This window comes from Irregularibacter muris, from assembly GCF_024622505.1.
Classification (GTDB): Bacteria; Bacillota; Clostridia; order Eubacteriales; family Garciellaceae; genus Irregularibacter; species Irregularibacter muris.
In genome coordinates this window covers 407295-434029 of record NZ_JANKAS010000001.1, presented here as the reverse complement: position 1 = coordinate 434029, position 26735 = coordinate 407295, and the positions used below count along the sequence as shown (strand labels likewise).

Sequence of the window (26735 nt, the reverse complement as noted above, 5' to 3'; positions counted from 1 at the left end):
GTTTGTTTATATCGTTAATAGGATTATAAACCATTTGTTATATTTTTGTCAATATACTTTTGTTATTTTTTAATTTTTTTATCATTCTTTACTATTCCTATTGTTTTTATTTTATATATGTCGTATACTGTATACAAGTAATAAAGAATATAAAAAGGAGGCATAAATATGTTTTCATCTTGGAATGATTTTAATAAAAATATATGGACTGAGCAAATTGATGTACGTAACTTTATTCAAAATAATTATACGCCCTATGAAGGAAATGAGGAATTTCTTCATGATCCTACAGAGGGTACCAAAAAGCTTTGGGACGAGGTAAAAATTTTAATGCAAAAAGAGTTGGATAATAATGGGTTATTGGAAGCCGATACCTCCCTTGTTTCAACTATAACCTCTCATAAACCAGGATATATTGACAATGCTTTAGAAAAAATAGTTGGGCTGCAAACTGATAAACCTCTTAAAAGAGCCCTTATGCCCTTTGGTGGTTACCGTATGGTAAAATCCTCTGCCCAAGCCTATGATCTTTCTATTGATCCACAAGTTGAAGAAATCTTTACTAAATATAGAAAGACCCACAATGATGGTGTCTTTAGTGCCTACACTCCTGAAATGAAGAAAGCTCGTAGTGCTGGTATTATCACAGGATTACCTGATGCCTATGGAAGGGGTAGAATTATTGGAGATTATAGAAGAGTAGCCCTATATGGTATTGACTTTCTCATTGATAAAAAAGAAGAGGAAAAATCTCAATTAAATAATAAAACCATGACCGAAGATGTCATTCGTCTTCGTGAAGAACTTAGTGAGCAGATTGAAGCACTAAAGGATATGAAAGAAATGGCTGCATCCTACGGCTATGATATTTCTTGTCCTGCATCAAATGCCCAAGAGGCTTTTCAGTGGACATATTTTGCATACTTAGCAGCTGTAAAGGATCAAAATGGAGCTGCAATGTCTTTAGGTAGGGTCTCCACCTTCCTGGATATTTATATTGAAAGAGACTTGAGAAATGGAATAATTACAGAAGATGAAGCCCAAGAATTAATGGATCAATTTATCATGAAGTTGAGAATGATAAGATTTCTACGCACTCCCGAATACAATGATTTATTTAGTGGCGATCCCAATTGGATTACAGAATCCATAGGTGGAATGGGTATAGATGGGCGAACCTTAGTAACCAAAAGTTCCTTTAGGATTCTTCATACTCTTTATAATTTAGGTCCAGCACCAGAACCAAATCTTACAATATTATGGTCAACTCACCTTCCTTCTGCTTTTAAGGACTATTGCGCCAAAGTATCTATTGATACAAGTTCTATTCAATATGAGAGTGACGACTTGATGAGACCAGAATATGGTGATGATTATGGTATAGCCTGTTGTGTATCCGCTATGAAAATAGGTAAGCAGATGCAGTTCTTCGGAGCAAGAGTAAATTTAGCCAAGGCTCTTTTATATGCTATCAATGGTGGTGTAGATGAAAAGAAATTTGTCCAAGTTGCACCTAGTGCTAAACCTATTACTTCTGAATATCTAGACTATCAAGAAGTTTTAGATAAATTGGATACTACCCTAGATTGGTTGGCAGAAACCTATGTAAATGCCCTAAATATCATTCATTATATGCATGACAAATATTCCTATGAAAAGGCACAAATGGCTTTACACGATAAAGACGTTGTTCGAACTATGGCTTGTGGTATTGCTGGCCTTTCTGTTATTACCGATTCCCTAAGTGCCATAAAATATGCCAAGGTAAAAACCATAAGAAATACTCAGGGATTAGCCGTTGATTTTGAGATTGAGGGGGATTTCCCTAAGTACGGTAATGATGACCAAAGGGTTGATGAAATCGCCGTAAACTTGGTGAGAGAATTTATGAATAAAATAAGAAAGCACCCCACTTATCGTAATTCTATTCCAACTCAGTCAGTCTTAACCATTACTTCAAATGTGGTCTATGGTAAAAAAACAGGGAGTACACCAGATGGTAGAAAAGTCGGTGAAGCTTTTGCCCCTGGAGCAAATCCAATGCACGGTAGAGATGAAAAAGGTGCTCTTGCTTCCTGTAATTCAGTAGCAAAATTACCCTATGCCCATAGCCAAGATGGAATTTCCTATACATTCTCCATTGTTCCAAAAACATTAGGAAAGTCTGTAAAGGACCGAATTAATAATCTTAAAGCAATTATTGACGGGTATGTAGCACAAAATGGACATCACATCAATATTAATGTTTTAAATAAAGAAACGCTTTTAGATGCTATGGAACATCCAGAAAATTATCCCCAATTAACTATTCGTGTATCTGGATATGCTGTAAATTTTGTAAAACTTACTCGAGAACAACAATTAGAGGTATTAAGCAGAACCTTCCATGAAAGAATGTAATATTTTTTAAAAATATCCCTATGAGGTGAAAAATATGGAAAAAGATATCGGAAGAATTCATTCTATAGAAACTTGCGGAACGGTTGATGGTCCTGGTATTCGATATGTAGTGTTTATGCAAGGTTGCCCTCTAAGATGTAAATATTGTCATAATTGTGACACTTGGGAGGTCAATGGAGGTAATCTCTTTACGGTTGAGCAGCTAGTAGAAGATATTCTAAAATATAAAAACTACTTGCATTTTTCAGGGGGAGGCGTAACTATCTCTGGCGGAGAGCCCACCCTTCAAGCTCCCTTTATTACTTCTCTTTTTAAGGAATTAAAAAAGCACAATATTCATACGGCCATTGACTCTTGCGGTTATACCCATATCCATCGAATAGAGGAGTTATTAAATTACACTGATTTAGTTTTATTGGATATTAAGCATATCGATCCAATAAGTCATAAAGACCTTACTGGTAAAGATAATGGCAAAATCTTGGAGTTTGCCAAATATCTTTCCAATAAAGATATTAAAGTTTGGATTCGGCATGTAGTGGTTCCTGGAATTACAGATAATAAGAATGATTTAAGAAAATTAATCGCTTTTATTAAGTCCTTAAAAAATGTGGAAAAAGTAGAACTTCTTCCCTACCATCCCTTGGGTATCCATAAGTGGGAAGAGATGGGATATGAATACACTTTGAAAGATACTCCCACACCAACACCAGAAGAGATGGAAACCATTCAGGACATGTTTTTAGCCAATAACATAGAAGCTGTAATATAGAAATATAAAAGAAATATCGCACCCCATTAGGGTGCGATATTTTTATAAAATAAGAAAGTTCATCATGCCCTTCTGAGAGCAAATTCTTCTATTTCATCGAAGCCACGCTAAGCACTTTCATGTGCTGCATAATCAATACATATTGGGTTGTGACGGTTGGGATATATTACTTAAAGCTTCTCCCGCATTATCTATAAGTTTATCTTGAAGGGATAAGTCTCCTATGGAAACAATCCCTACAATTTTTCCATCTTCAACAACCGGTAATCTGCGTATTTGATTTTCTGCCATTAAACTTGCTGCTTCATGCACATCCATGCCAGGTGTTCCATAGATTACACCATTGCTCATAATATCTCCAACACTTGTATTATTATAATCTGTTCCTTTAGCTACATTTCGTAAAACAATATCTCTATCTGTAATCATACCAATTGGCCTTTCCCCTTCACAGACTGGCACTACACCAACATTTAAATTTTCCATCACTTTTGCAGCATTGGTTATATTATCTTGTGTGGTAACGTATTTTACATTAGTTGTCATAATATCCTTTAATTTCAAGAGTTATCATCCTCCTTTAGTTTATTACTACTAGAGTTTACTTTTTTCTGTAGATTTACACTGGAAATTAATTAAACTTTCAAAATCAAAGGACAAACAATTCCATATTTATAACTTTTTTGCCAACTCTCCTGTTATGGGATAAGAGTAATATCCATTTTTTATAAAGGACACAGCTGCAACGATTGGGCAAACAACGGTAATTATACCCACAAAAATCAGTATAGGTATTCCAATTAATAAGATAATAAATATTTTCCCTATAAAGGTTAATATAACCAATCCCAATTGAAAGACCAAAGCTTCCTTTGCCTGTATTTTTATAATATCATCTTGGGAAAGTAACAGGATTAATAAAGGAGCTAATATGGGAAAACCCACAAAAATTCCTAAGTGGGAAATAAGAGCTAATATTTTTTGTTCAGATGTGAGCATTTTTTTCCCCCTATAATTTTAATTTCTATTGATACTCTATTTTCCCTTGTATAAATCACTAATTACCCATCTGCTTTTGGCACGGACATCAGGGTTTTTTACTAAATGAAAATGATATATATATTCATTTTCCTCTAGATTAAGCCTAGTTTTTAGCTTTCCAGTATAATTTTCATAATTATACTCTAGGATATCCACAGACTTGATTTTTCCCGCTGTAAAATCTTCACAGGCCATCCATTTCTCCATACCTCTTTTAGTAAAATAATGATACCACATTCCCTCAGGATTTTCTTGAAGGTTTTTAATAATTTGCTTAAAAACATTTTGTGGTTTAGAATTTCTCCCAGTATAATACATAGGCACTCCAATTCCAATGAGTATTAATACAATAGGTAAAATTTTTTCCATAATTATAATTACTCCCCTCTTTCATCTCTATCTTTTACTTGATAGTCTATATCTTCGATGATATTGTCCTTTTCCTTATTTTTAAGGTTAGCCTTTTTTTCATATCTATCTAGTTCCCCCTGAAACGCATTAAAAATAAAGACCAATACTGCAATATCATCAACTAATCCTAATCCCAATATGGGATCGGGAATAATATCAAAAGGAAAGAGTAAATAAACAAAGCCAAATATAATAGCTAGCTTTTTATAAAAAGGAACCTCCTGATCTAAAATATATTTATAAAGAGATTTTATCTTTTTAAGAAGTTGTTTTATTTTATAGGGTTTCATATAATACACCTCTGCATTATTTTGTATTTCTTTTCTCTATTTTATCTAAAAATTAAAGCTCGTATGTTTATTTCAAGGTGTAATAAGCATTTAAGTCCTCTCTTAGTTTATTTTTTGCTAAGAAAGCATGGATTACTGTTCTTTATATTTTTTATGATGTTTTTCCCATCTTTCCCTGGTTCTCTTTTTTCTTCTAAGAACAGCTTCCTTCCTCTGGGCATCCTTTATATAATCCTTATAGGATGAATATCCATTTTTCCTTACTTCTTTTAATATTTCTCTATTGGCTTCCTTGGCAAACTTTTTATAGTTTACAAATACCCCATAGCAAAAAGAGAAAAAAATAATTAATCCAGCAATATATCTCATTCCTATACATCCTTTTTAAATTGTACAAGAAGAGCAGCAAAGTTGTTTCCACTAGAGTAGCTTATCCTTTGACTGTGACAAAATGTGCTGTTTGAGCATTGCTCTGACTACGTCAGCGGATATTTCCTACAATCTCTTCTTGTGATATGAGAAAATTTCATTGCTCGTAAACAAGATAAATCTCTCCTATCATGAAAATATTATATCCTTACACCATGCTTTTTTCAACTATTAATAAATGCAATCCAATATATGGCTCCCTAAAAAATCTTTTTTAAAATGTTTATTTTTAGAAAAACCATTTACTCTATAGTTTACTGATCTAAACTTCTATAGATTGATCCTAAAGATTCTTATATAACTTTCCAGGGGTAAAATAATGAAAACTGTAAAAAATAATAATGTATTAGGGATTTTAGATGGAGAATATTATTCTTTTTATATGATATAGGAAAGCTCTTCTTGCTAGCAAAAGACCAAACTTCCCTATATTTATAGAGCGGTAATAGCCGATCTTGTAAAGGAGGAGTGCAATGTCTAAAGAAAAAAAAGATATTCTTTCCAATGAAAATCCGTTAAATACAATGCCTACGGGTATGTTAAGAGGTATTGAAGACCAAAGTCTTATTAATATGAAGATCAAGTACTATGGAGAACTCTATACAAAGAAATTTCCAGATCAATGGATCAATCAAAATAATCAATAGGTAGTCTTTATATTATCAATTTGTTAAAAACAAAAACCTTGGGTGGGGGACCCAAGGTTTAAAAATTAAAGGGGAATTCATTATCATAAAGGGGAGTTTAAATATGATAAATTTTCCGTTCACCTTATTATAGTATACAATATACACTATTGCAAGGCTTTTTATAACTTTTTTTATTTCTCTTTATTTGTCCTTAAAACAGAAGGGACAACAGAGCTTCTTCCCTTAGATAATGTTCGATTGTCCTGGGTGAACATCTATAAAACAAAAATAGGAGCTTTTCGCCCCTATTCAACTAAACTTATTTAGTTTTCGTTTCAATAACAATCTGGGAAATCATTGATTTAGTGATATTTCCAATCTCTAGCTTTTTTTCTTTAATTTCTTCCTTTAAGGTTTTAATTTTGTTAGTATCCTTATATCTACCTTTTGTTACCTCAAGACTTAACTGTTTTTGAAGCTTTTGCAAATCTTTTTTAACAGAAATCAAATTATTCGCTGTCATTGAAACTCCCCCTTTAGTTATTTATAGAATATTTAATATATTCTATAAATATTTCTTATTTCCTTCTTTATAAAAAAAAAGAGTGATATAAAATCAACTCTTCTTTATTCTATGTCCTTTAATTGTTCATATGCTTTTTGTACCCATAATGGATCATTCAATATGGCCCTACCTATACCTATCATATCGGCTTTACAATCATTAATAACATGATATGCAAAGATGGGCTCCTTAATTCCTCCGGTGGTAATTATAGGGACATTAATTACGGATTTAATGCCCTCCGCTAGGTAAACAAAATACCCTTGTTGATCGGTAATTAATCTTGCTCCTCCTAACCCTGCTGACACATCCAGCACATCTACCCCAGATTCCACTAGTTTTACAGCTAAATATTTTGCATCATCAATGGTAATCCCATCTTCTATATTGTCTGCAGCAGCTATTCTATAAAAAATAGCAAAGTCCTCTCCTACTTCTCGACGAATTTCTTCTACTATTTCCAAGGGTAATTTAATTCTGTTGGTCCTTATGCCTCCATATTCATCCATTCTAGTATTGGTTATGGGAGATATAAACTGATTTAATAAATAGCCATGGCATCCATGAATTTCTACAAAATCAAATCCTGCCTTTTTCACCCTTAAAGCTGCATCTTTAAAATTCTTTTTCACTTCATCAATATCTGCATCGCTCATCTCATTAGGCATTTCATCACCTTTTGGATGAATAATAGTGGAAGGTCCCATGGGTTTTTGTCCTATAACAGTAGAGGGAGCAATACTGCCAGAATGATTTATTTGCACCCCACAAGCCACGCCATGCCTGTGAATAACTTTTGCAATTTCTCTCAGTCCATCTATACATTCATCTCTATCTATGGCTAATTGACCCGGGCTATTTTTCCCTTTTATGTCGACATAGCAATGTTCTAGAATAATTGTACCTGCACCCACTTTGGCCATTTTTTCATAATGATCAATAACTTCTTGGGTTACCCCTCCCTGTGCATCGGCCAAATTCATAGCCATAGGAGGTATAATTATTCGATTTTTAATATTTATTCCCTTGATATTAAAGGAATCCAATAATTTAACCATTGTAAATCCTCCTTTAAGAAGATTCATTTCATTGCTTGATTACTTTTAGTATTATATTCATCGCAATAGAATTTTATCCTACTTATATTTCATATCTACATAGATTTTTCCTTGCCTATACTAAATTAAATTATCTATGTTATGTCATACTAACACTTTTTTAGAATACAATCAACAACAAGTATTGTTTTTAAGCATTTAACTGATAAATATCTCTAGTTATTTAATGCTGACGATAGTAGCACCTTCTCCCCCCTCATTATACTTGCCAATTCTATAATCCTTCACATGAGTATGACTTTTTAACAGATCATGAATGCTTTTTCTTAGGGCACCTGTACCCTTTCCATGAATGATGGTAATGGTCCCTAAATTGGCAAGATAGGCATCATCTAAATATTTGTCTGTATCTAAAATAGCTTCTTCAGTGGTCTTGCCCCTTAAATCTAGTTGAGGAGAAATACTTATTGTCTTAGCCTTTATCGTCCTTGAGGTTTTTTGCATAAAGGTCTTCTCTTTTTTATTGTTTAGCTTAGACAGATTATTAATATGGACATTGATCTTCATGATACCCGCTTGTATTTGTACCTCATCTTTATCATCAGGTAGGGATAATACAAAACCCTTCTGGTTTAAGGTAGTGATTAATACTTCATCCCCTGGCTTTAAATCCTTGGGAACACTATAGGAGATCCTTGGCACACCAGCCTTAGCTAATTCCTTTTGAATATCATTTTCGGATTCTCTTAACTGCTTTTTGGCATTTTCTATAGATTTATTATGCCCTTTGAGGATTTGTTCCTTTTCCAATCTTCTTAATTCAGTTATAATTTCATCCATCTGGGTCTTCGCTTCTTTAACAATCTCCAAGGCTTCTTCCCTTGCCCTTTGCATAAGTTTATCTTTTTTTTCATTAAATCTTAGTTCTTTCTCCTCCAACTGATTTTTAAGATTCTCTATTTCTAATCTCTTATTTTTAATCCTTATAGATTCTTCTTCTATTTGTTTTCTTTTTGTCTCTATATCCAAAAGCAAATCCTCAAACTGTATATCTTCTTGAGAAATATATTCCCTTGCTTGGTTTATCACTTCGTTCATGAGACCTAGCCTCTTGGATATTTCAAAAGCATTTGACTTTCCAGGTAATCCAATTTGTAAAATATAAGTTGGCCTTAGAGTTTCTATGTTAAACTCTACAGCGGCATTTTCTATCCCTTGGGTAGACAGTGCATATTCTTTAAGTTCACTATAATGGGTAGTGGCTACCGTTCTAATATTTTTTTTGTGTAAAAAGTCCAATATAGACATAGCCAAAGCCGCTCCTTCTGTTGGATCGGTGCCTGCCCCCAGTTCATCAAATAGGACTAAAGATCTCTCGTCAACTTCATCTAAAATATCTACAATATTGGTCATATGGGAAGAAAAGGTACTTAGGCTCTGTTCAATACTTTGTTCATCTCCTATATCCGCAAAAACCTTATGAAATATTGCCATTTCACTGCCATCCTTTACAGGAATATGGAGTCCTGATTGCCCCATTAAACATAATAGACCAATGGTTTTTAAAGTAACGGTTTTTCCCCCTGTATTTGGACCAGTAATGAGTAAGGTATGAAAATCTCTTCCTAAAAAAATATCCGATGGCATCACATCTTTATCGGGAATAAGGGGATGTCTAGCCTGCTTAAAGTTAATATATCCCTCATGGTTTAATAAGGGTTCACTCCCCCTTATATTTAAACTATAATTCCCCTTAGCAAATATGGCATCTAGTTTTCCTAATAATTCAAAATTATTGGAGATGACTTCATAATTATTTTCAATTATTCCTGTAAATTCTATTAGAATTCTTTCTATTTCTTCCTCTTCTTGCCCGATTAGTGTCTTTAGATCATTATTCATTTCCACAATAGACATAGGTTCTATAAATAAAGTAGCACCACTGGAAGACTGGTCATGAATTAAACCCGCCACATTGGCCCTATATTCTTGTTTTACAGGAATAACATATCTATCTCCCCTTAAGGTGACAATTGGCTCCTGAAGGTATTTTTGATAATGGGTTGAGTGAATCATTTTATTTAGTTTATCCCTTAAAGCATTATTTTTTCCCTGTATTTGTTTTCTAATTCTATGCAAGGTTGGACTGGCGTGATCTGATAATTCATCTTCGCCTATAATTACCCTAAGGAGTTCCTTTGTCAAACCAGGTAATTCAACTAATTCTTCTATAATGCTACTAATAATTGGGTAAGGGCTAATTTGATTTCTTTCTTCTTTAATATAATCTTTAACATTTTCACAGATTTTCAGACTTCTAGCTATTTTTAACAATTCCCCAGGGGATAAAATTGAACCTATTTTGGCTTTTTTTAAAAACGGACCTATATCGGTGAGGCCCTCTAGAGGAATCCTTCCTTTCTGTAGAACAATAGCTACTGATTCTGTGGTTTCCTGTAACTTCCCCCTTACTTTTTCCAAGTCTGTTATAGGCCTAAGGGATAATATTTTTTCCCTCCCCAATGGAGAATTTGCATATTGGGATACTTCTTCTATTATCTTAAAATATTCTAATACTCTTAAAGATTTTTCATTCATGGCTTACCTCTCTATTTAATTAATATTCTATCTCTATCTATTATACCAAATAACTTATCTTTCCTAAGCCTACTCATATTTAGCGAGTACAATAGAATCTCTTACTCTTTACTTATATATTTAGAAAGAGTAAAACAGATTTCTGTACCTACTCCTATTTCACTTTCTACAGTGATATTACTTTCATGGGCAGTGAGAATATTTTTGACAATGGCAAGTCCTATCCCTAGATTGTTCTTTTTCTCACTTCGTGAACGATCCCCCTTGTAAAATCTTTCCCATATAAAAGGAATATCTTTTGGCAGCATACCTTCTCCAGTATCTCTAATACAGATTGTAGATAATCTGTCCCCTTCGACTACATCAATAAAAATCTCCCCCCCTTGGGGAGTGTGATTGATTGAGTTATTTAATAAATTGATTAATACTTGAAAAATTCTAAATTCATCTGCCCACACCATTAAATTAGGATTGCTTATATTATAGTGAATCTTTAAATTATTTTTATCAAATAAGGATTCATGGGTATCAATGACGTGCCGAATTAGATGGTCAATTAAAATAGGTTGTTTTTCTACCCTGAGGAGTCCCTCCTCAATTTGAGATAAATCCAATAGGTCAGATACCAAATGTTGTAATCGTTCAGTTTCAGACAACACTATACCTAAATACTTTTTCTCTTCTTCCTTATTTTTAGCCATACCATCAATAAGTACTTCTGTATATCCTCTCATTAGACTAAGAGGAGTTCGAATTTCATGAGAAATGTTTGCAACCAAATCCTTTCGCATACGTTCTTCTGCGTATAATCGTTTAGAAAGTTTATTGATATTCTCAGAGAGACGACCAATTTCATCTTTTCTTTTTATGCTGGTTATCTCGCTGTATTTCCCTTCAATTAAATCCATAGTTACTTTGTTTATTTCTAACAAGGGTTTAGAAAATTTCTTTAGAAGGTATAGGGTAATCATGCTCCAAATCATTAAAATAATAATAGCTGCACATATTAATTGCTTTTTAATTCTATCCAAAGTATTCTCAATAGATGTTATGGGAGTGTTCAAAAATATGGTACCCACTATTCTTTCATTGGAATAATCTGACACTCTTTCATTTGTTAACCATTCTTCCTTGCCTTTATATTTTGAAGGGATGTTTTTTATTATGGGCTGTCCAAGGACATACATTTTTTCCTCTACACTATCTTCATTAATTTTATAGACTTTTTTACTATTGATAACTTGGATAAAATCATCATAAGAATACCCCTTGCCCTCTCCATAGGGGAGCACTCCTACCTCTATCAGTTTTTTCCCAAAACGGTCTGTAACGACAACCCCGCCTGTAATAGAATCCGCTACTTCCTCTGCTTCTTCTGGTATATAAGCCATTCCTTTTTTATTAATGGATCGCAAAAGTCTTTCAGCATTTTTGGTTAGTTCATTTTCCAGTTGCCCGTAATAATATTTTTCTAAAAATGTCTGTTGGATAAATATGCTGGAAATAAATATGATGAGAAGGAATATAATTAAAGTTAACCATAGTTTCCAAACTAGGCTTTTATTCATAATCCTCCACCTCAAGTTTGTACCCCACTCCCCAAACCGTTGCAATATAATGATGGTATTCTTCTAGCTTTTCCCTTAGTCTTCGTATATGAGTATCCACAGTACGCAAGTCACCGAAGTATTCATATCCCCATACCTTCTGTAAAAGTTGTTCTCGTGTAAAGACAGTGTTTCTATGGTGTATAAGAAATAAAAGCAAGTCATATTCCTTAGGAGTAAGGTTTATTCTCTTATTTTTTAGATATACTTCTCTTGATTTTAAGTCTATAGTAATTTCCTTTAAAAACAAGGTTTCTCTTTGTTCATTTCGTGGTTTATGAATTGATCTTCTTAGCAATGCCTTTACCCGGGCTATTAGCTCCCTAGGACTAAAGGGTTTTACAATATAATCATCCACTCCTAGTTCAAAACCAAATAATCGATCAAATTCTTCTCCCCTGGCCGTGACCATAATAATAGGAATTTTTGATATTTGACGTATTTTCCTACATACCGCCCATCCATCTAGTTCTGGTAACATGACATCTAATACAATCAAATCATAGGTGTTTTTCTTAAATATATCCAAGGCATCTTTTCCATTTATTGCTTCATCCATGATAAAGTTTTCTCGTTCGAAATACAGTCTTAGCAATTGACGCATATTTTCTTCGTCTTCTACTACCAATACCCTTGTTTTTTGCTCCATATACACTCTTCACCTCCTTATCCCCTATTATAATACTCCTCTATAATAATGTCCCTTGGTTAATCCTTGTTCTCTAATTTTATTGATTAATTTTTCTGCCCTTTGGGGAATTGTATGTCGTCCCCTTTGTAAATTATTAAGATATTCTTCATAGGCTTTCATCGTTTCTATAATCTCCTGCTCATTTTCCATGTTAAACTGAATTCTCAATTTTTTAAAGTTTAATTTAACTACATCTGAAAGGTTTTCTAGTAGACATAGCTTTTGAGAGTTTAATATATGACTTCTACCAAAATCGTCTATATAAAGAGGAAAGGTTATTCCCTTTTCGTCTTTCAATCCAAATTTCCTATTATTTCTACAAGGATAGCAATCCTGCTTGTTTTGTTTACAGGTGATGGGACAATATTCAGAGATCATCATCTCCATAAATCCATGGACAAAAAGCGTTAGCGGGATATGGGTATACTTCTGAATTTTTTCAATCTCTTTTAAAGTCAATTCCGGTGATATGCAGATATTTTCCAGTCCCATTTCTTCAAGTTTTTCTATAGCGAAATGGTTAAAGGCATTTAAAGTAAAATCCCCTTCTTTCTCCATGGGAAAATCCCTAAAGAAGTGTACCATTTCTAAATTGGACAATAGCAATCCATCAGGATTCAATTTTTTTATATCCTGTCTATGCCTTACTAACTGATCTATATAATTTTTTCTTGTTATTCTTGGGAAGGAAAACACAATGGACTTTTCTTTTTCCTTAGCTAAATTTAGGGCTTTTTCATATAGTTTAATATCAAAATCAATATCTCCCCCAAATATGACTTCAGAAACATCGGTTTCCAGCACTGCTTTTAGGGATGTCATACGATTGACCTTAGCCACTAAGAAGGGATGAAAGATTTCTTTTTCCCTTTGGGCTATAGGCAACTTCCAAAGTTCTTGTACCTTTTCCTTTATTACTAGCTTATCTATCCTTCTATCCACTTTCAGAATTTCTTTTGTAAGACTTTCTATGCCTTTTCTTCTGACTTGGTTGATCTCCTTTATAGGGATTATGCTATTTTCATCCATATCAATCTCTATATCTATTAATTCAAAGGGGGTCCCTCCCAGTTTACCTAATTGCTCTTGGATCTTATGTCTGTCCATGGGCCTATGAATTGCTTTTTCAACCAAAGTATCACTTTCTATTGATACAAAATGATGATTTTCGTCCCATAAACCTAGTGTTAATGCCTTCCCTATTTTCATGGTTGCAGCACCCCAAATAGGTCTTTTTTTATGATATAGATTTTTGAAACTATTTTGGGCTTCTTTTAATAAACTTATATCTGAAGTCTTGTAAAGGGAATTCCCTATTTTAACATTGTTTAGCAAGGATAAACTTATTTTTTCTCCTGCCTTAGCCCTTTTTACTTCTCTATTATTCATCTCTATATGAGATACCTGCATACCAGAATTATTCTTGTCCTCTGTCCAAACTTCAATCCCATCTCCTATTTCTAAAGATTCTTCTAGTAGGACATGCATTTTTTTACTTTTATTGTCTATAGAATAGATCTTTCCTAAATACAGCCCTCTATTATTAGGTTTTTCTTTGGAAATGATATTTCCTCTTTGGTCCGAGAAGAGATAGGCTGTAGTAAATCCTCTATTGAAGATTTGCTTTAGGTTTTTTATATCTTGTTCTGTTATCTCTATCTGCTGTTTACTATAATATTGATCAATAGCTTTTCTATAAAGAGATGTAACAATGGCTACATATTCGGGCCTTTTCATCCTCCCCTCAATTTTAAAAGAATGGGCACCACTTTCAATTAAATCTTTCACTTGTTCAAGAGTACTTAAATCCTTTGGGCTCAATAAAAATGCATATTTATTTTCTCTATTATGCCCAAAATCATCCAAGTCCACCAAAGAATATCTTTTTCTACAGGGCTGAGCACATCTTCCCCTATTTCCACTTCTTCCTCCGATCATACTACTCATTAAACATTGCCCCGAATAACATATACACAAGGCTCCATGATTAAATATCTTTATCTCAGTATTGCTTTCTTGTACAATGCTTTTTATTTCTTTTAGAGATAACTCACGGGCTAATACCACTCTATAAAAACCTTCCCGTTCCAGTAATTTGACTCCCTCTAAACTATGAATGGTCATTTGCGTACTACTTTGAAAGGGAAAATCTGGAAGAAGCCTTTGTATTATTTTTAACAACCCTAAATCTTGTATAATGAGTGCATCTACTCCTATTTTGTATAAAAAAACTATATAATCAATAATGGAGGATAGTTCTTCCTCCTTAAGTAGGGTATTTATGGTAATATAAACCCGTACTCCTTGTATATGACAATATTCTATAACCTTTTTTAACTCTTTTTCATCAAAATTAGATGCATACTGTCTTGCACTAAATTTTTTTCCCCCAAGATATATTGCATCTGCTCCATTTTCTACGGCGGCCACTAAAGCCTCTGGACTACCAACCGGTGATAATAATTCAGGTTTTTTATTTTGTTCCATCTTTTCTCTCCTATAATACTTAATCTTTTATGATTATGACTTGTTTTTCTATTTCATAAAGGAAAAGTATCATTATAGAATAATGATACTTACAAGAATTCTATATTTAATTTATTTTATCCTGTGATAGGATAATTATTTTCCACCCTTATAGTAAGGATAAATTTTTTTATCCGTATTGATTCTGTATTTATAAGAATCTAATTCTTTTTTCATTTTTACAATTTCTATTTGATTATCAAAAATTTGATTTTGTAAATCCATGATTGTCTGTCGTGCTGCATCCATTTCAACTTTATCTTGCTTGATTTTTTCTTCATAGCTTTGCATCATTTCTTGATATCTTGCTAGTTCCAAATTTGCATCTGTAAGCTCTGATTTTACTTTCTGGTATTTCTCTTGACTATAATCAGCATTTTGTTGTGCCGTTTTTAACTGTGTTGCTAATTCTGATAGATTGTCTACGTCAACCATTTTATTTTCTAATTCATCCACTCTTTCTTGGGCACGATAAAGTTGATCGGCAAGATTCAAGGAACACAGAACAGCAACCATGTTTTTATTCATCAGGGTATTTTTTTTACCAATTTCGTCCATTATATAATCTACCTGTCTAGCTATTTTACTGATATGTTCTTGGGGAACATTTCCCTTCATTGTATACTCATTTCCCTGTATGCTTATAACAATCTTTTTATTCTCCTCCATGGATTTCGCCCCTTTAAAATCTTGTTTATACTTTGTATTCGTCAAACTTTCTGGAAGTCCTTCTATAAATTTTATTATATCATAAAAGATTCGGTGAACCATAAGAAGAATGAAAATAAATCAACTAGTCCCTTACAAACTATAGGGAAATAACTTCAATTCCTAATAGAAAATACTAAGAGACTGCATTTGCAGTAGATGCTTTAATTTTTCCAAGAAGCCTGAAAACTCAGGCTTTTTATTCTCTTAATTGAGCATCCAACTTATTTCTTAGTTCTTGGACTATCCTATTGTGTACTTTATTTACTTCTTCATCGGTAAGAGTACGATCTTGCCTTCTATATATAATTGAATATGCTAGACTTTTATGCTTCTCTGGAATTTGTTTACCTTGATATACATCAAAAAGTTCATAGGACTCCATTAGGCTATTTCCATACTTTTCAATAATCTTTTCAATCTCTCTAGCGTGAATATCCTCTTCCACCAATAGGGCAATGTCCCTTGTTACTGAAGGATATTTAGGTAAATCTTTGAAATGTCGTTTTAGATTGCTGTTTTTGTATAAAGCATCAAAATTAAATTCTCCTATATATATTCTCTCATTAATATCAAAGTTTTCAGCTACTCTAGGATGGATCTCACCCAATACGCCTAAAACTTCTCCTTTAAATATTACCTCTGCAGCACGGCCTGGATGAAAAGTAGGAATCTTAACCCCTTTAAACTCATATCCTACAATACCACACATATCCAATAGATTTTCTACTCTTCCCTTTAGATCAAAAAAGTCTACTTCTCCGTACATCCCAATGCATAACTTTTGTACCTCTAGGGGTAAATTTACAATGGGAAGTTCTCTGGGATGATAGGTACTGGCTAATTCAAAAAATGTAGCCTTATCTACATTCCTATGAATATTATGAGCCACTACTTGGAGCATATTGCCCATTAAAGTAGTACGCATCATGCTATTTTCTTCTCCCAAAGGATTAATCAGCATTAGTGCTTGACGTTTTTCGTCATCCTCAGCTATTTTTAATTGATCTAGGTTTTTAGGAGTACCAAAGGAATAGGTGACAATTTCATATCCTCCCAAACCTATCAACAGATCCTTTGTTTTATCTTCTAACTTCTGCAAGGGAGTTCTTTTCCCTTCAACTGCAATGCCTGACATGCTTGTGGGTGGTATTTTATCATATCCATATAATCTTGCCACTTCTTCTGCAACATCCACCGGCAATACAATATCCTGGCGAAAGGTTGGTACCTGAATTTTTAAAACTTCATCTATTTCCACTTCCATATCTAATCTTTCCAAATACTCAGCCATCTCTTCAGAAGAGGAGTCAATACCAATAAACTTATTTATCCATTGGGGATCAACATCAATATGGTGGGGCAATACAGGGTTAGGATAAATATCCTCACTCCCCCCTACAACAACTCCTGCATGAATATCCTCTAAAAGTTGTAGTGCACGATTCATGGCTAATTCTACTAGATTGGGATCCAATCCCTTTTCATATCGGTTAGAAGCTTCTGTCCTTAGTCCTAACTTTTTAGCTGTTTTTCGTACACTAATAGCATCAAAATTTGCTGACTCTAATAGTATTGTCTTGGTATTTTCGTCAACCTCAGTATTTTCGCCACCCATTACTCCTGCAATAGCTATAGGTTTATTCGCATCTGCTATAACTAAAGTAGAGGAATCCAATTCCCTTTCCACATCATCTAGCGTGATCATTTTCTCCCCATCTCGGGCTGTTCTTACGATGATTTTATTATCTCCCAATTTATTGCAATCAAAGGCATGAAGAGGTTGTCCGGTCTCTAGCATTACATAATTAGTAACATCAACAATATTATTTATAGGACGCACACCCATCTTTAATAATTTATCTTGCATCCACTTTGGGGAGGGTGCGATTTTTATATCCTTAACTATTCTTCCCATATATCTATGGCAAAGATGAGGGGCTTTTACCTCTATAGTCGCATAGTCCTGGATATGTTCTACTTCATTTTTAATATCCATAAAAGGCATTACAAGGGGCTGTTTTAAGGTTGCAGCCACCTCTCTTGCTAATCCTATAATCGAGAGACAATCCGGTCTATTGTTGGTTAATTCAAATTCTACCAACACTTCATCTAATCCCAATATTTCTTTGACGTCCATGCCCAAAGGATATTCTTTATGGAATATATAGATGCCACTAATCTGTTCTTCTGGCAATCCCTCTAGATTCATTCCCAATTCTCCGGCTGAACACATCATCCCTTGAGATTCTATTCCTCTTAGCTTACTTTTCTTTATTTTTATATTCCCTGGCAGTGTCGATCCCACTAATGCAACAGGGATATAGTCATTTTCGGAAATATTATTGGCACCAGTGACAATTTGAATAATATTTTCTCCAATATCAACCTTAGTTACCACTAATCGATCTGCCTGTGGATGGGGATTAATTTCTAGAATTTTTCCAACTACTACATTGTTAATTTCCTTTCCTATTTCTTCAATTTGCTCTACCTTTGTACCCGACATAGTCATTTTGTCCGCCAATTCCTTGGGGGACACATTAATATCAACATATTCTTTTAACCATTTTAATGGTGCTAACATAATAATACCTCCCTACTTAAATTGCTTTAAAAAGCGCAAGTCATTTTCAATCATCAATCTTAAATCGTGAATATCATATTTAATCATGGTAAGACGGTCTAAACCCATACCAAAAGCAAATCCACTATATTCTGTTGGATCAACCCCACAGGTTTTTAATACATTGGGATGAACCATTCCACATCCTAATACTTCTATCCATCCTTCTCCTTTGCAAACCCTACAACCTTCTCCCTGACAGACAAAACAGGAAATATCCATTTCGGCACTGGGTTCAGTAAAATAAAACTGGTGAGGTCTAAACCTTGTACGGGTTTTTTCACCAAAGAGCCTTTTAGCAAAGACATCTAAAGAGCCCTTTAAATCTCCCATAGTAATGTTTTTATCCACAACCAATCCCTCAATCTGATGGAATACTGGTGAATGGGTCGCATCTATTTCATCAGAGCGATATACTCTCCCGGGAGAGATAATTCTAATTGGAGGTTTGCTTTTTTCCATTGTTCTAATCTGAACAGGGGAGGTCTGAGTTCTAAGGACAATCTCTTCATTAAAATAAAAGGTATCCTGTAGATCACGGGCAGAATGCTCCTTGGGAACATTTAAGGCATCAAAATTATAATAGCTTAGCTCTACCTCAGGCCCTTGGGCAACTGAAAAACCCATTCCTAGAAATATTTCTTTTATTTCATCCAAAACTGAGGTTAAGGGATGACGACTTCCAACTTCAAGCCTTTTTCCAGGCAATGTGACATCTATTTTTTCTCTTTCTAGTTTTGCATTACTCTCTATTAATTTTAATTGTTCCTTTTGTCTTTCTATCTTTCCCTCTACCTCAGCACGAACCTCATTGGCTAACTTCCCGATAACAGGGCGTTCTTGGGCTGATAATTTTCCCATCCCCCTTAATACCTGCGTTAATAAACCTTTTTTTCCTAATAACTTTATCCTATATTCTTCCAATTGCTGAATGCTTTTTACCTTCTCTAATTCTTCTTCAGCTATTTTTCTTATTTCTTCCAATTGATTTTTCATCATAGAACTCCTTTCCTTTATTATTCTTCAAAAAAACAAAGACCTCCTCCCAAAGGGACGAAGTCTTTTTCGCGGTACCACCCTATTGGATTACCTTTATTCAGATAAACCACTCATTTATATAACGGAAAGCCCGATAGAAAGGACTAGATAAAAATCATCTTTCCCCTCTATAACTCCAGAGCGAACTTCAACTAATTCTTCCCTAGAAATATTTTCAGCCAAGATATTTCCTCTCTTATTGGGTGTCCCTAGTTTACTTTTCTCCTTCATAGTTTTTGATTTTTTTAGTTTTGAAAATTATACCATATTTATAGCTACTTTGACAACTCATCTTCATTATGCTCTAATCTGTGATCTATGCTATTATAATCCTTGCACTTTATACATCAATATCCCAGCAGCTATTGCTGCATTCAAGGACTCTGCCTTTCCCTTTATAGGTATCTTTACCAAATCAGTACATAAAGATGCAATAGCATCAGACATCCCATGTCCCTCATTACCTATAATTAAAGCCCTCTTATTTGTAAAACTTATTTCATGATAAAAAGTCTTTGATTTTAAATGCGTTCCTATTACCTGATATTCCTGTATAATGAGTTCTGGTATAACTTGGCCTAATTTTGCATCTACAATGATGGGGATATGGAAGACTGATCCCATGGTTGCTCTAAGTACTTTTTCATTATATATATCCACACATCCCTCACTGAGTATAATTCCATCAAAGCCAGCTGCATCTGCTGTACGTATGATAGTTCCCAGGTTTCCAGGATCCTGTATTTCTTCTAAGATAATCATTGAATTAGATTTTTTGCTCACTATTTCTTCCAAAGAATAATTTCTTTTTTGCATTATCGCCATAATTCCTTGAGAATTTTGTAGTTGGCTTAATTCTTCCATAAGGGAGTTATTCAGCTCATACATCAATATATTTTTTCCCAATAATTGATTATATAAATCCTCCCCTCCATTTACTTCAAACAACTTTTCAGTAAAAAGAACAGCTTCAACTGTTTCTCCCCACTCTATAGCCTCACGGATTAATTTTATACCCTCCAATAAAAACATTTTCTTATGATCACGATGTTTTCTTTGATGGAGTTTTTTCCATTCTTTATATTGTAAATTCCTATTACTTGTTATCTTTACTGGCATATTAAACACCCTTTTTATTCATCTATAACATTCTCAGTATATCCATTCCCCTATAGATTATATAATCTATCCTTTTATTTGAAGTAAAAAAGACCCACGATTAGGCCTTTTTAAATTTATGCATTCAATTTTTCTTTTGCTACTTCCACCAATTGTTGGAAAGCTACAGCGTCATTAACGGCGATCTCCGCTAACATCTTTCTGTTCACTTCTACACCTGCTAATTTTAATCCATTAACAAACTTGCTATAGGATAAACCATTCATTCTAGCAGCTGCATTTATTCTTGCAATCCATAATTTTCTATAGTCTCTTTTTCTTAATTTTCTTCCTGTATATGCTGAGCTTAATGCTCTCATTACTGCTTCATTAGCTGGTCTATATAATTTGCTTTTAGCACCGTAATAGCCTTTAGAAAGTTTTAAAATCTTTTTATGTTTTTTTCTGGCATTCATTGCGCCTTTTACTCTTGCCATTTTTTTACCTCCCTTTTATCTTTATGATTACTTATATGGAATCAATTGTGTTATATTTTTTGCTTCAGCAGGAGTTAAATATCCTGTTTTTCTCAAGTTTCTTTTTCTCTTTTGGGATTTCTTTGTTAAAATATGGCTTCTATATGCCTTACCTCTTTTTATTCTTCCACTTTTTGTTTTTGAGAATCTTTTTGCCGCTCCTCTATGGGTTTTCATTTTTGGCATATTAATTCCTCCCTCCGTTTATTCTTTAGAATCTTTTTTAGGTGTTAGATACATAACCATACTTCTACCTTCTAGCTTTGGCCTTTTCTCTATTACACCTACATCTGATACTTTTTCAGCAAATTTTACTAATATTTCTTTTCCAATATCAGTATAAGCCATTTCTCGGCCACGGAATCGTACAGAAACCTTTACTTTATCTTCATTTTGTAGGAACTTCTGACAGTTCCTCGCCTTAACATCCATATCATGTTCTTCAACTCTGGCAGACATTCTAATTTCTTTTACATTAATGGTCTTTTGATTCTTCTTTACTTCTTTTTCTCTTTTACTCTGCTCAAACCTGTATTTTCCATAATCCATGATTTTACATACAGGGGGTTTAGCATTAGGAGCAATTTTAACTAAGTCCATTTGTTTTTCGTCAGCAATTCTTTGGGCCTCTCTTACAGCTACAATACCTAATTGTTCTCCAGTCGAATCCACCAGACGTACTTCACGATCCCTAATTTGTTCATTTACTTGCAATTCTTTGCTAATATTTGTTCACCTCCTAAAATTTTCCACCAATCACAATAACATAGAAAAGCGACTATCGCTATTCTAGTAAAATAAGAAAGCTTAGTCCCTTGCCAACAAGATGAACTTTCTACTCCATAAAAAAAAACAGCTGGACATAAATTCCACCTGTAATATTAAACTCTCCACAACATTATAATTGGTCACGAGCTCATATTAACCTTAATAGCAAATCAATATACCATAAGGTGAGAAGTGGAATCTTCTACTTTCTTTTCCACAAATAGTATAGCACAGGTTCCATCTATCGTCAAGTTTCTATATTGATTTTTTTCACATTCTCAGTGTCGATTTATAAATTTTATTTACTTGATAAAATTACCTTTAATTATTTTGCAAAATCTTAAATGTTTATTGGGTTTATTGCTAAAAATAGATATACAGAAAAGTAAATCCTGGGTGGTGATAATAATGATAAAAAAAAGAATATTATTTACTTTATTTGTTCTATCCCTTATTTTGTCCATAGCATCTATTTTAAATTTAGGAAAGGTTTATTCCCGTTCCTCTATTTTCTCAAAATTTCTTTTTGCGTCTACGACTATAGGTTTTTACACTTTTATCCGAAAAATGGATAAGCAGCCAGAATTAATGCCAGCTACTTCTCTTCGTCAAGAAGAAAAAAAAGAAGGCAACAACCAGCAAAAAGTATATTTTGACGATGTTGCCGGGTTAGATGAAGTTAAAGATGACCTAAAGGAAATTGCTGATTTCATAAAAAACCCAGAAAAGTATGATAAGATGGGGGCAAAAATTCCAAAGGGTATAATGTTTCACGGGCCACCTGGCACCGGTAAAACTTTAATTGCCTCAGCAATATCAGGTGAAACAGAAGCAGGTTTTATCTATGCTAGTGGTTCTGAATTTGTAGAAAAATATGTAGGTGTTGGAGCCAGTCGAATTCGTTCTTTATTTGAAAAGGCTAAAAAACAGGCGCCTTGCGTTATCTTTATTGATGAAATGGATGCTATTGGGGTTTCCAGAAGCTCTGATAATAATAGTGAGCGAGATCAAACTTTAAATCAGTTATTGGTGGAATTGGACGGATTTAATCGTTATGATAACGTCATCGTTATTGGAGCTACTAATCGCCTTGAACTCCTAGATGAAGCCCTGCTTAGACCAGGACGTTTTGATAGACATATTTACATTGGCAACCCTAATGTAAAGTCAAGGGAAGAAATTCTCAAAGTGCATTTAAGAAATAAACCCTTAGATAAGAAAGTAAATATAAAAGATATTGCCCGTAAAACCCACGGCATGTCAGGAGCTCACCTGGCCAACATTGTCAATGAAGCTGCTATTTTCGCTGTAAGGGAAAATCTGGCGACTATTGGACCTGAGCAGTTTAACCTAGCAATTGAAAGAGTGGTAGCCGGTCTAAAAAATAAAAATGCAGTTATCTCAGAAAAAGAAAGAAAAATCGTAGCCTATCATGAGTCAGGTCATGCCCTAGTGGGAAGAGTTCTAAACAATGATTTAATCGAGAAAATCTCTATTGTTCCCCATGGTCAAGCCCTTGGGTTTGTATTAAATGCTTCCAGTGAAGATAAATTTTTAATTACTAAAAAAGAATTATGTGAAAAAATTCAAACTCTCTTAGCGGGTCGAGCTGCCGAAGAGATCATATTTAATGAAATTTCCACAGGGGCACAGAATGATTTAACAAAGGCTACAGAAATTGCCCACCAGATGGTTTGTGAATATGGAATGAGTAGTTTGGGCAATAGAACTTTCAGTAACAACAATCTATCAGGCTATGGAAACTTTATTAACAAAGAAGTAAATTCAATTATTGAATCCTGTTATCAGGAGTCTAAGAAGATCATTTTAAAAAACATTGACTTTCTTCATTCTATTTCCAGTAGATTGTTATTAGAAGAAACCATTACTGGAAAGGAATTAGAAAAAATCCTAAAGGTGAGTTAAAACTCAACTTTAGGATTTTTTCTTTAGCAGGTCTTGTTATTTATTTCTTCTATTATTTTGGCTATGAATTCATCGGTTCCAACACTACCTAAATCTCCATTTTTCCTAGATCTAACCGCTACTTCTCCATTTTCAATTTCCTTGTCTCCAACAATTAACATATAGGGAACTCTATGCATTTGCGCTTCTCTAATCTTATATCCGATTTTTTCGTTTCTATAATCCACTTCTATCCTAATATTTTCATTTCTAAATTTATTAGAAAGTTCTTGGGCATAATCATGATGTCTGTCAGTGATCGGAATAATTTTTACCTGTACTGGAGATAGCCAAGTAGGGAATGCACCCGCAAAGTGCTCAGTAAGGATTCCGATAAATCGTTCTATACTACCGAAAATAACTCGATGTATCATTACTGGGCGATGTTTTTCTCCATCCGCTCCAATATACGTCAAATCAAATCTTTCAGGCATTTGGAAGTCTAACTGAATAGTACCACATTGCCAAGTTCTACCAATACTATCTTCTAGATGGAAGTCAATCTTAGGACCATAGAAAGCGCCATCTCCCTCGTTTATTTTATAATCCATACCCTTCTCATCTAATGCATCTTTAAGAGCATTTGTAGCTGCTTCCCAGGCCTCATCAGATCCCATAGAATCCTCTGGTCTAGTAGAAAGTTCTACATGATATTTAAATCCAAAAATATTGTAAATATAGTCGGTTAAATCAATAACTCCTAATATTTCTTCTTTTATTTGCTCAGGGGTCATGAAAATATGGGCATCATCTTGAGTAAAGGTTCTTACCCTCATTAAACCATGTAAAGCGCCGGACATTTCATGACGATGCACTAAGCCCAATTCACCCATTCTTAAAGGTAAATCTCTATAGGAATGCATTTTTCTTCTATAGACCAATAGGCTACCTGGGCAGTTCATTGGCTTTACCGCATAACCTTCTCCATCTATTTCTGTAAAATACATATTGTCTTTATAATGATCCCAATGACCAGAGCGTTGCCATAATTCTTGATTTAGGATAATCGGAGTTTTTATCTCATAGTAATCCCTTTTTTCATGTTCTCTTCTCCAGAAATTTTCTAACTCATTACGGATAATCATACCATTAGGGTGAAAGAATGGAAAACCAGGTCCCTCTTCTTGAATTGAAAATAAATCTAACTCTCTACCTATTTTTCTATGGTCTCTTTTTTTAGCTTCTTCTAATTTATCTAGATATTCCTCCAATTGACTTTTCTTCAAGAAAGAAATGCCATAAATCCTTTGTAACATCTTATTCTTTTCATTCCCCCTCCAATAAGCACCCGCAATGCTTAGCAGTTTAAAGGCTTTCACCTTTCCTGTTGAAATAATATGGGGGCCTGCACAAAGGTCCACAAATTCCCCTTGTTTATAAAAGGATATGGTTTCATCCTCTGACAAGTCATTAATGAGCTCCACTTTATAATCTGCATTTTTTTCTTTCACAAGTTCTAAGGCTTCATTTCTTGATAAAACAAATCTTTCAATCGCTAAATCTTCTTTTACTATTTTCTTCATTTCCTTCTCTATATTTTCTAAATCTTCAGGAGTAAAAGGTCTATCCATATCAAAATCATAATAAAAACCATTGTCAATGGCAGGACCAATCGCCAACTTTGCATTTGGAAATAATCTTGTAACTGCTTGGGCCATAATATGCGTTGTACTATGCCAAAAAGCTAATTTACCTCCTTGGTCATCAAAAGTCAAAATATTTAGATCTACATTTTCTGTAATAGGTGTACGCAAGTCAACTACCTTACCATTTACTTCTCCTGCTAAAGCCACTCTTGCTAATCCACTACTAATATCTTGGGCTATTTCTAAGACAGTAGTATTTTTAGGATATTCTTTTATACTTTCATCCTTTAATCTTACTTTAATCATTGACATTCCTTCCTTTCATCTGCATTTTAAAAGTTTTGTATCCCTTGTAGTAGGAAATTGAATCTTTAATTAGAAAGAATAATTTTTTCGATCAAAAAACATAAAACTCGCCCCATATATGGGACGAGTTTTTACCCGTGGTTCCACCCAAGTTGATATTTATCCCCTTGAAGACTATAACGGAGTCACCGGCTTTACTTACTTTAATATTTTCAGTAAAACAGTTCAAAGGTGGTTTCCAACAAACCATGTATAGAAATACTTTCAGCAACTGTACTTCCTCTCTAAATACTGGGACTTGTTTACTCTTCCTTATCCATACTTTTCATTTTGGAATTTTAAGTCATTATATACTTATTCTTCTCATTTGTCAAGAGTATCATACCTATATCACATAAATAATTAATGCCTGTACTACGCCTATAAAAAAACCCAGTATAGCCCCTATATATTCAATATGCTTTAATTCTTTTTGAGCAATGCTAATAATGATTTCTTCTAATTTTAAAAGATCAAATTCATTTATTTTTTGTTCCACCATTTCACCAATCTTTACTGAGGTTGTTGCCTTATGGGTCAATTTATCAATCATTTGATCAATAAAGGAATCTGCCTCCTCATCAATCATGTTATTCACATAATGGATAATCATTTCTTTTAATGACTTAGGTAAGATTGAAGGTAATTTTTGAGTAATTACCTCATTAATTTTGGTTTTAATGGTAAAAAGCATATCATTTTTATTTTGACTTTCCAACATACGTTCTAGTATCTCTTCAATGGATATGAGCTCTTTTTCCACTGTTTCTCCTATACTTTTAGCTACATCTTTCCTTCTTTTAGGAATTAGGCCTTGAATTTCATAGCCTATTCTAGGAATTTTAAATGCTTGTATAGGTCTGAACATCAATTTAATCGCTAAGACATTAGTGATCCACCCAATTAGAGCACCGATAATTGATAGGATAGCCATATTTATCCACATTTATTTTCCTCCCATACTCATAAGTCTAATAATTTTTTGTCATCTTAATAGTATAGCATATAGAGTATAAATTAAAAAACCAGAGATCTTAAAATAGATTCT

At 33.8% G+C, this 26735-nt stretch carries 24 protein-coding genes and 2 other annotated features; of the genes, 4 read left to right on the top strand and 20 right to left on the bottom strand.

The window, feature by feature from the left end; translation table 11 throughout:
* Positions 1-168: 168 nt before the first annotated feature.
* Both pflB and pflA read left to right on the top strand, forming a co-directional pair.
* The gene (gene pflB, locus NSA47_RS02095; protein ID WP_257529200.1) at positions 169-2400 is read left to right on the top strand and encodes a formate C-acetyltransferase; all 2232 of its coding nucleotides are present in this window, start codon (positions 169-171) and stop codon (positions 2398-2400) included.
* 34 nt (positions 2401-2434) lie between these two features.
* A complete protein-coding gene (gene pflA, locus NSA47_RS02090; RefSeq protein ID WP_257529199.1) occupies positions 2435-3172 on the top strand; it encodes a pyruvate formate-lyase-activating protein in 738 nt (245 codons plus the stop codon).
* Between the two features lie 132 nt (positions 3173-3304).
* Here the strand turns inward: pflA and NSA47_RS02085 are convergent, their stop codons facing one another.
* The 5 genes from NSA47_RS02085 to NSA47_RS02065 all read right to left on the bottom strand — a co-directional run bounded on the left by NSA47_RS02085 (position 3305) and on the right by NSA47_RS02065 (position 5283).
* Positions 3305-3736, bottom strand: coding sequence for a CBS domain-containing protein (locus tag NSA47_RS02085; RefSeq protein WP_257529198.1), 432 nt, complete (start codon positions 3734-3736; stop codon positions 3305-3307).
* A gap of 108 nt (positions 3737-3844) precedes the next feature.
* A complete protein-coding gene (locus NSA47_RS02080) occupies positions 3845-4171 on the bottom strand; it encodes a magnetosome magnetite crystal formation protein family (protein ID WP_257529196.1) in 327 nt (108 codons plus the stop codon).
* A gap of 36 nt (positions 4172-4207) precedes the next feature.
* Positions 4208-4582, bottom strand: coding sequence for a hypothetical protein (locus NSA47_RS02075; RefSeq protein ID WP_257529195.1), 375 nt, complete (start codon positions 4580-4582; stop codon positions 4208-4210).
* Positions 4583-4590: 8 nt separating this feature from the next.
* Positions 4591-4914 carry a YkvA family protein gene (locus NSA47_RS02070; protein ID WP_257529193.1) on the bottom strand — a complete coding sequence of 108 codons (324 nt, stop codon included), beginning with the start codon at positions 4912-4914 and terminating at the stop codon, positions 4591-4593.
* A gap of 132 nt (positions 4915-5046) precedes the next feature.
* Positions 5047-5283 (bottom strand): hypothetical protein, encoded by a 237-nt coding sequence (locus NSA47_RS02065; RefSeq protein WP_257529192.1) that lies wholly within the window; start codon positions 5281-5283, stop codon positions 5047-5049.
* Positions 5284-5816: 533 nt separating this feature from the next.
* Between NSA47_RS02065 and NSA47_RS02060 the strand changes: the two genes are divergently transcribed.
* Positions 5817-5990: a hypothetical protein gene (locus NSA47_RS02060; RefSeq protein WP_257529191.1), complete on the top strand. Its 174-nt coding sequence runs from the start codon at positions 5817-5819 to the stop codon at positions 5988-5990.
* Between the two features lie 301 nt (positions 5991-6291).
* Here NSA47_RS02060 and NSA47_RS02055 read toward each other — a convergent pair whose 3' ends face one another.
* The 13 genes from NSA47_RS02055 to infC form a co-directional block, all read right to left on the bottom strand.
* Positions 6292-6495, bottom strand: coding sequence for a hypothetical protein (locus NSA47_RS02055; RefSeq protein WP_257529189.1), 204 nt, complete (start codon positions 6493-6495; stop codon positions 6292-6294).
* A gap of 104 nt (positions 6496-6599) precedes the next feature.
* Entirely contained in the window at positions 6600-7595 is a 996-nt protein-coding gene (locus tag NSA47_RS02050) for an NADH:flavin oxidoreductase (protein ID WP_257529188.1), read from the bottom strand.
* A 219-nt stretch (positions 7596-7814) separates the two neighbouring features.
* Positions 7815-10193 carry an endonuclease MutS2 gene (locus tag NSA47_RS02045; protein ID WP_257529187.1) on the bottom strand — a complete coding sequence of 793 codons (2379 nt, stop codon included), beginning with the start codon at positions 10191-10193 and terminating at the stop codon, positions 7815-7817.
* A 101-nt stretch (positions 10194-10294) separates the two neighbouring features.
* Positions 10295-11761 carry a sensor histidine kinase gene (locus NSA47_RS02040; RefSeq protein ID WP_257529186.1) on the bottom strand — a complete coding sequence of 489 codons (1467 nt, stop codon included), beginning with the start codon at positions 11759-11761 and terminating at the stop codon, positions 10295-10297.
* A complete protein-coding gene (locus NSA47_RS02035) occupies positions 11754-12449 on the bottom strand; it encodes a response regulator transcription factor (RefSeq protein ID WP_257529185.1) in 696 nt (231 codons plus the stop codon). The genes NSA47_RS02040 and NSA47_RS02035 overlap by 8 nt, the downstream gene beginning before the upstream one ends.
* A gap of 27 nt (positions 12450-12476) precedes the next feature.
* Positions 12477-14978 carry a U32 family peptidase gene (locus tag NSA47_RS02030; RefSeq protein ID WP_257529184.1) on the bottom strand — a complete coding sequence of 834 codons (2502 nt, stop codon included), beginning with the start codon at positions 14976-14978 and terminating at the stop codon, positions 12477-12479.
* Positions 14979-15113: 135 nt separating this feature from the next.
* Positions 15114-15686, bottom strand: coding sequence for a cell division protein ZapA (locus tag NSA47_RS02025; RefSeq protein WP_257529182.1), 573 nt, complete (start codon positions 15684-15686; stop codon positions 15114-15116).
* A gap of 238 nt (positions 15687-15924) precedes the next feature.
* Positions 15925-18312, bottom strand: a complete 2388-nt coding sequence (gene pheT / locus NSA47_RS02020; RefSeq protein WP_257529181.1) for a phenylalanine--tRNA ligase subunit beta — start codon at positions 18310-18312, stop codon at positions 15925-15927.
* Between the two features lie 12 nt (positions 18313-18324).
* On the bottom strand, positions 18325-19347 hold the full coding sequence (gene pheS / locus NSA47_RS02015) for a phenylalanine--tRNA ligase subunit alpha (RefSeq protein ID WP_257529180.1): 1023 nt from the start codon (positions 19345-19347) through the stop codon (positions 18325-18327).
* Between the two features lie 50 nt (positions 19348-19397).
* Positions 19398-19629: a binding site (T-box leader), on the bottom strand.
* 84 nt (positions 19630-19713) lie between these two features.
* Positions 19714-20508 (bottom strand): TrmH family RNA methyltransferase, encoded by a 795-nt coding sequence (locus NSA47_RS02010; protein ID WP_257529179.1) that lies wholly within the window; start codon positions 20506-20508, stop codon positions 19714-19716.
* A gap of 116 nt (positions 20509-20624) precedes the next feature.
* Positions 20625-20984 carry a 50S ribosomal protein L20 gene (gene rplT / locus NSA47_RS02005; RefSeq protein ID WP_257529177.1) on the bottom strand — a complete coding sequence of 120 codons (360 nt, stop codon included), beginning with the start codon at positions 20982-20984 and terminating at the stop codon, positions 20625-20627.
* A 27-nt stretch (positions 20985-21011) separates the two neighbouring features.
* Entirely contained in the window at positions 21012-21209 is a 198-nt protein-coding gene (gene rpmI / locus NSA47_RS02000; protein ID WP_257529176.1) for a 50S ribosomal protein L35, read from the bottom strand.
* Between the two features lie 18 nt (positions 21210-21227).
* The gene (infC, locus tag NSA47_RS01995; RefSeq protein WP_257529175.1) at positions 21228-21737 is read right to left on the bottom strand and encodes a translation initiation factor IF-3; all 510 of its coding nucleotides are present in this window, start codon (positions 21735-21737) and stop codon (positions 21228-21230) included.
* A 462-nt stretch (positions 21738-22199) separates the two neighbouring features.
* On the opposite strand from infC, the gene ftsH reads away from it, so the two are divergent.
* Positions 22200-23717, top strand: coding sequence for an ATP-dependent zinc metalloprotease FtsH (gene ftsH / locus NSA47_RS01990; protein ID WP_257529174.1), 1518 nt, complete (start codon positions 22200-22202; stop codon positions 23715-23717).
* Positions 23718-23740: 23 nt separating this feature from the next.
* Here ftsH and thrS read toward each other — a convergent pair whose 3' ends face one another.
* Complete coding sequence (gene thrS / locus NSA47_RS01985) at positions 23741-25648, bottom strand: threonine--tRNA ligase (protein WP_257529173.1); 1908 nt, start codon at positions 25646-25648, stop codon at positions 23741-23743.
* Between the two features lie 116 nt (positions 25649-25764).
* Positions 25765-25976: a binding site (T-box leader), on the bottom strand.
* Between the two features lie 57 nt (positions 25977-26033).
* Positions 26034-26633: a DUF445 domain-containing protein gene (locus NSA47_RS01980; protein WP_257529172.1), complete on the bottom strand. Its 600-nt coding sequence runs from the start codon at positions 26631-26633 to the stop codon at positions 26034-26036.
* Positions 26634-26735 lie beyond the last annotated feature (102 nt).

Coding starts and splice junctions, on each gene's coding strand:
- NSA47_RS02050 (WP_257529188.1), bottom strand. CDS start 7,595: ATGGTTAAATTATTGGATTCCTTTAATATCAAGGGAATAAATATTAAA.
- pflA (WP_257529199.1), top strand. CDS start 2,435: ATGGAAAAAGATATCGGAAGAATTCATTCTATAGAAACTTGCGGAACG.
- rplT (WP_257529177.1), bottom strand. CDS start 20,984: ATGGCAAGAGTAAAAGGCGCAATGAATGCCAGAAAAAAACATAAAAAG.
- thrS (WP_257529173.1), bottom strand. CDS start 25,648: ATGATTAAAGTAAGATTAAAGGATGAAAGTATAAAAGAATATCCTAAA.
- NSA47_RS02070 (WP_257529193.1), bottom strand. CDS start 4,914: ATGAAACCCTATAAAATAAAACAACTTCTTAAAAAGATAAAATCTCTT.
- pheT (WP_257529181.1), bottom strand. CDS start 18,312: ATGTTAGCACCATTAAAATGGTTAAAAGAATATGTTGATATTAATGTG.
- NSA47_RS02060 (WP_257529191.1), top strand. CDS start 5,817: ATGTCTAAAGAAAAAAAAGATATTCTTTCCAATGAAAATCCGTTAAAT.
- NSA47_RS02045 (WP_257529187.1), bottom strand. CDS start 10,193: ATGAATGAAAAATCTTTAAGAGTATTAGAATATTTTAAGATAATAGAA.
- NSA47_RS02065 (WP_257529192.1), bottom strand. CDS start 5,283: ATGAGATATATTGCTGGATTAATTATTTTTTTCTCTTTTTGCTATGGG.
- NSA47_RS02035 (WP_257529185.1), bottom strand. CDS start 12,449: ATGGAGCAAAAAACAAGGGTATTGGTAGTAGAAGACGAAGAAAATATG.
- ftsH (WP_257529174.1), top strand. CDS start 22,200: ATGATAAAAAAAAGAATATTATTTACTTTATTTGTTCTATCCCTTATT.
- pheS (WP_257529180.1), bottom strand. CDS start 19,347: ATGAAAAATCAATTGGAAGAAATAAGAAAAATAGCTGAAGAAGAATTA.
- NSA47_RS02055 (WP_257529189.1), bottom strand. CDS start 6,495: ATGACAGCGAATAATTTGATTTCTGTTAAAAAAGATTTGCAAAAGCTT.
- rpmI (WP_257529176.1), bottom strand. CDS start 21,209: ATGCCAAAAATGAAAACCCATAGAGGAGCGGCAAAAAGATTCTCAAAA.
- NSA47_RS02025 (WP_257529182.1), bottom strand. CDS start 15,686: ATGGAGGAGAATAAAAAGATTGTTATAAGCATACAGGGAAATGAGTAT.
- NSA47_RS02030 (WP_257529184.1), bottom strand. CDS start 14,978: ATGGAACAAAATAAAAAACCTGAATTATTATCACCGGTTGGTAGTCCA.
- pflB (WP_257529200.1), top strand. CDS start 169: ATGTTTTCATCTTGGAATGATTTTAATAAAAATATATGGACTGAGCAA.
- NSA47_RS02010 (WP_257529179.1), bottom strand. CDS start 20,508: ATGCCAGTAAAGATAACAAGTAATAGGAATTTACAATATAAAGAATGG.
- NSA47_RS02080 (WP_257529196.1), bottom strand. CDS start 4,171: ATGCTCACATCTGAACAAAAAATATTAGCTCTTATTTCCCACTTAGGA.
- NSA47_RS02075 (WP_257529195.1), bottom strand. CDS start 4,582: ATGGAAAAAATTTTACCTATTGTATTAATACTCATTGGAATTGGAGTG.
- NSA47_RS01980 (WP_257529172.1), bottom strand. CDS start 26,633: ATGTGGATAAATATGGCTATCCTATCAATTATCGGTGCTCTAATTGGG.
- NSA47_RS02040 (WP_257529186.1), bottom strand. CDS start 11,761: ATGAATAAAAGCCTAGTTTGGAAACTATGGTTAACTTTAATTATATTC.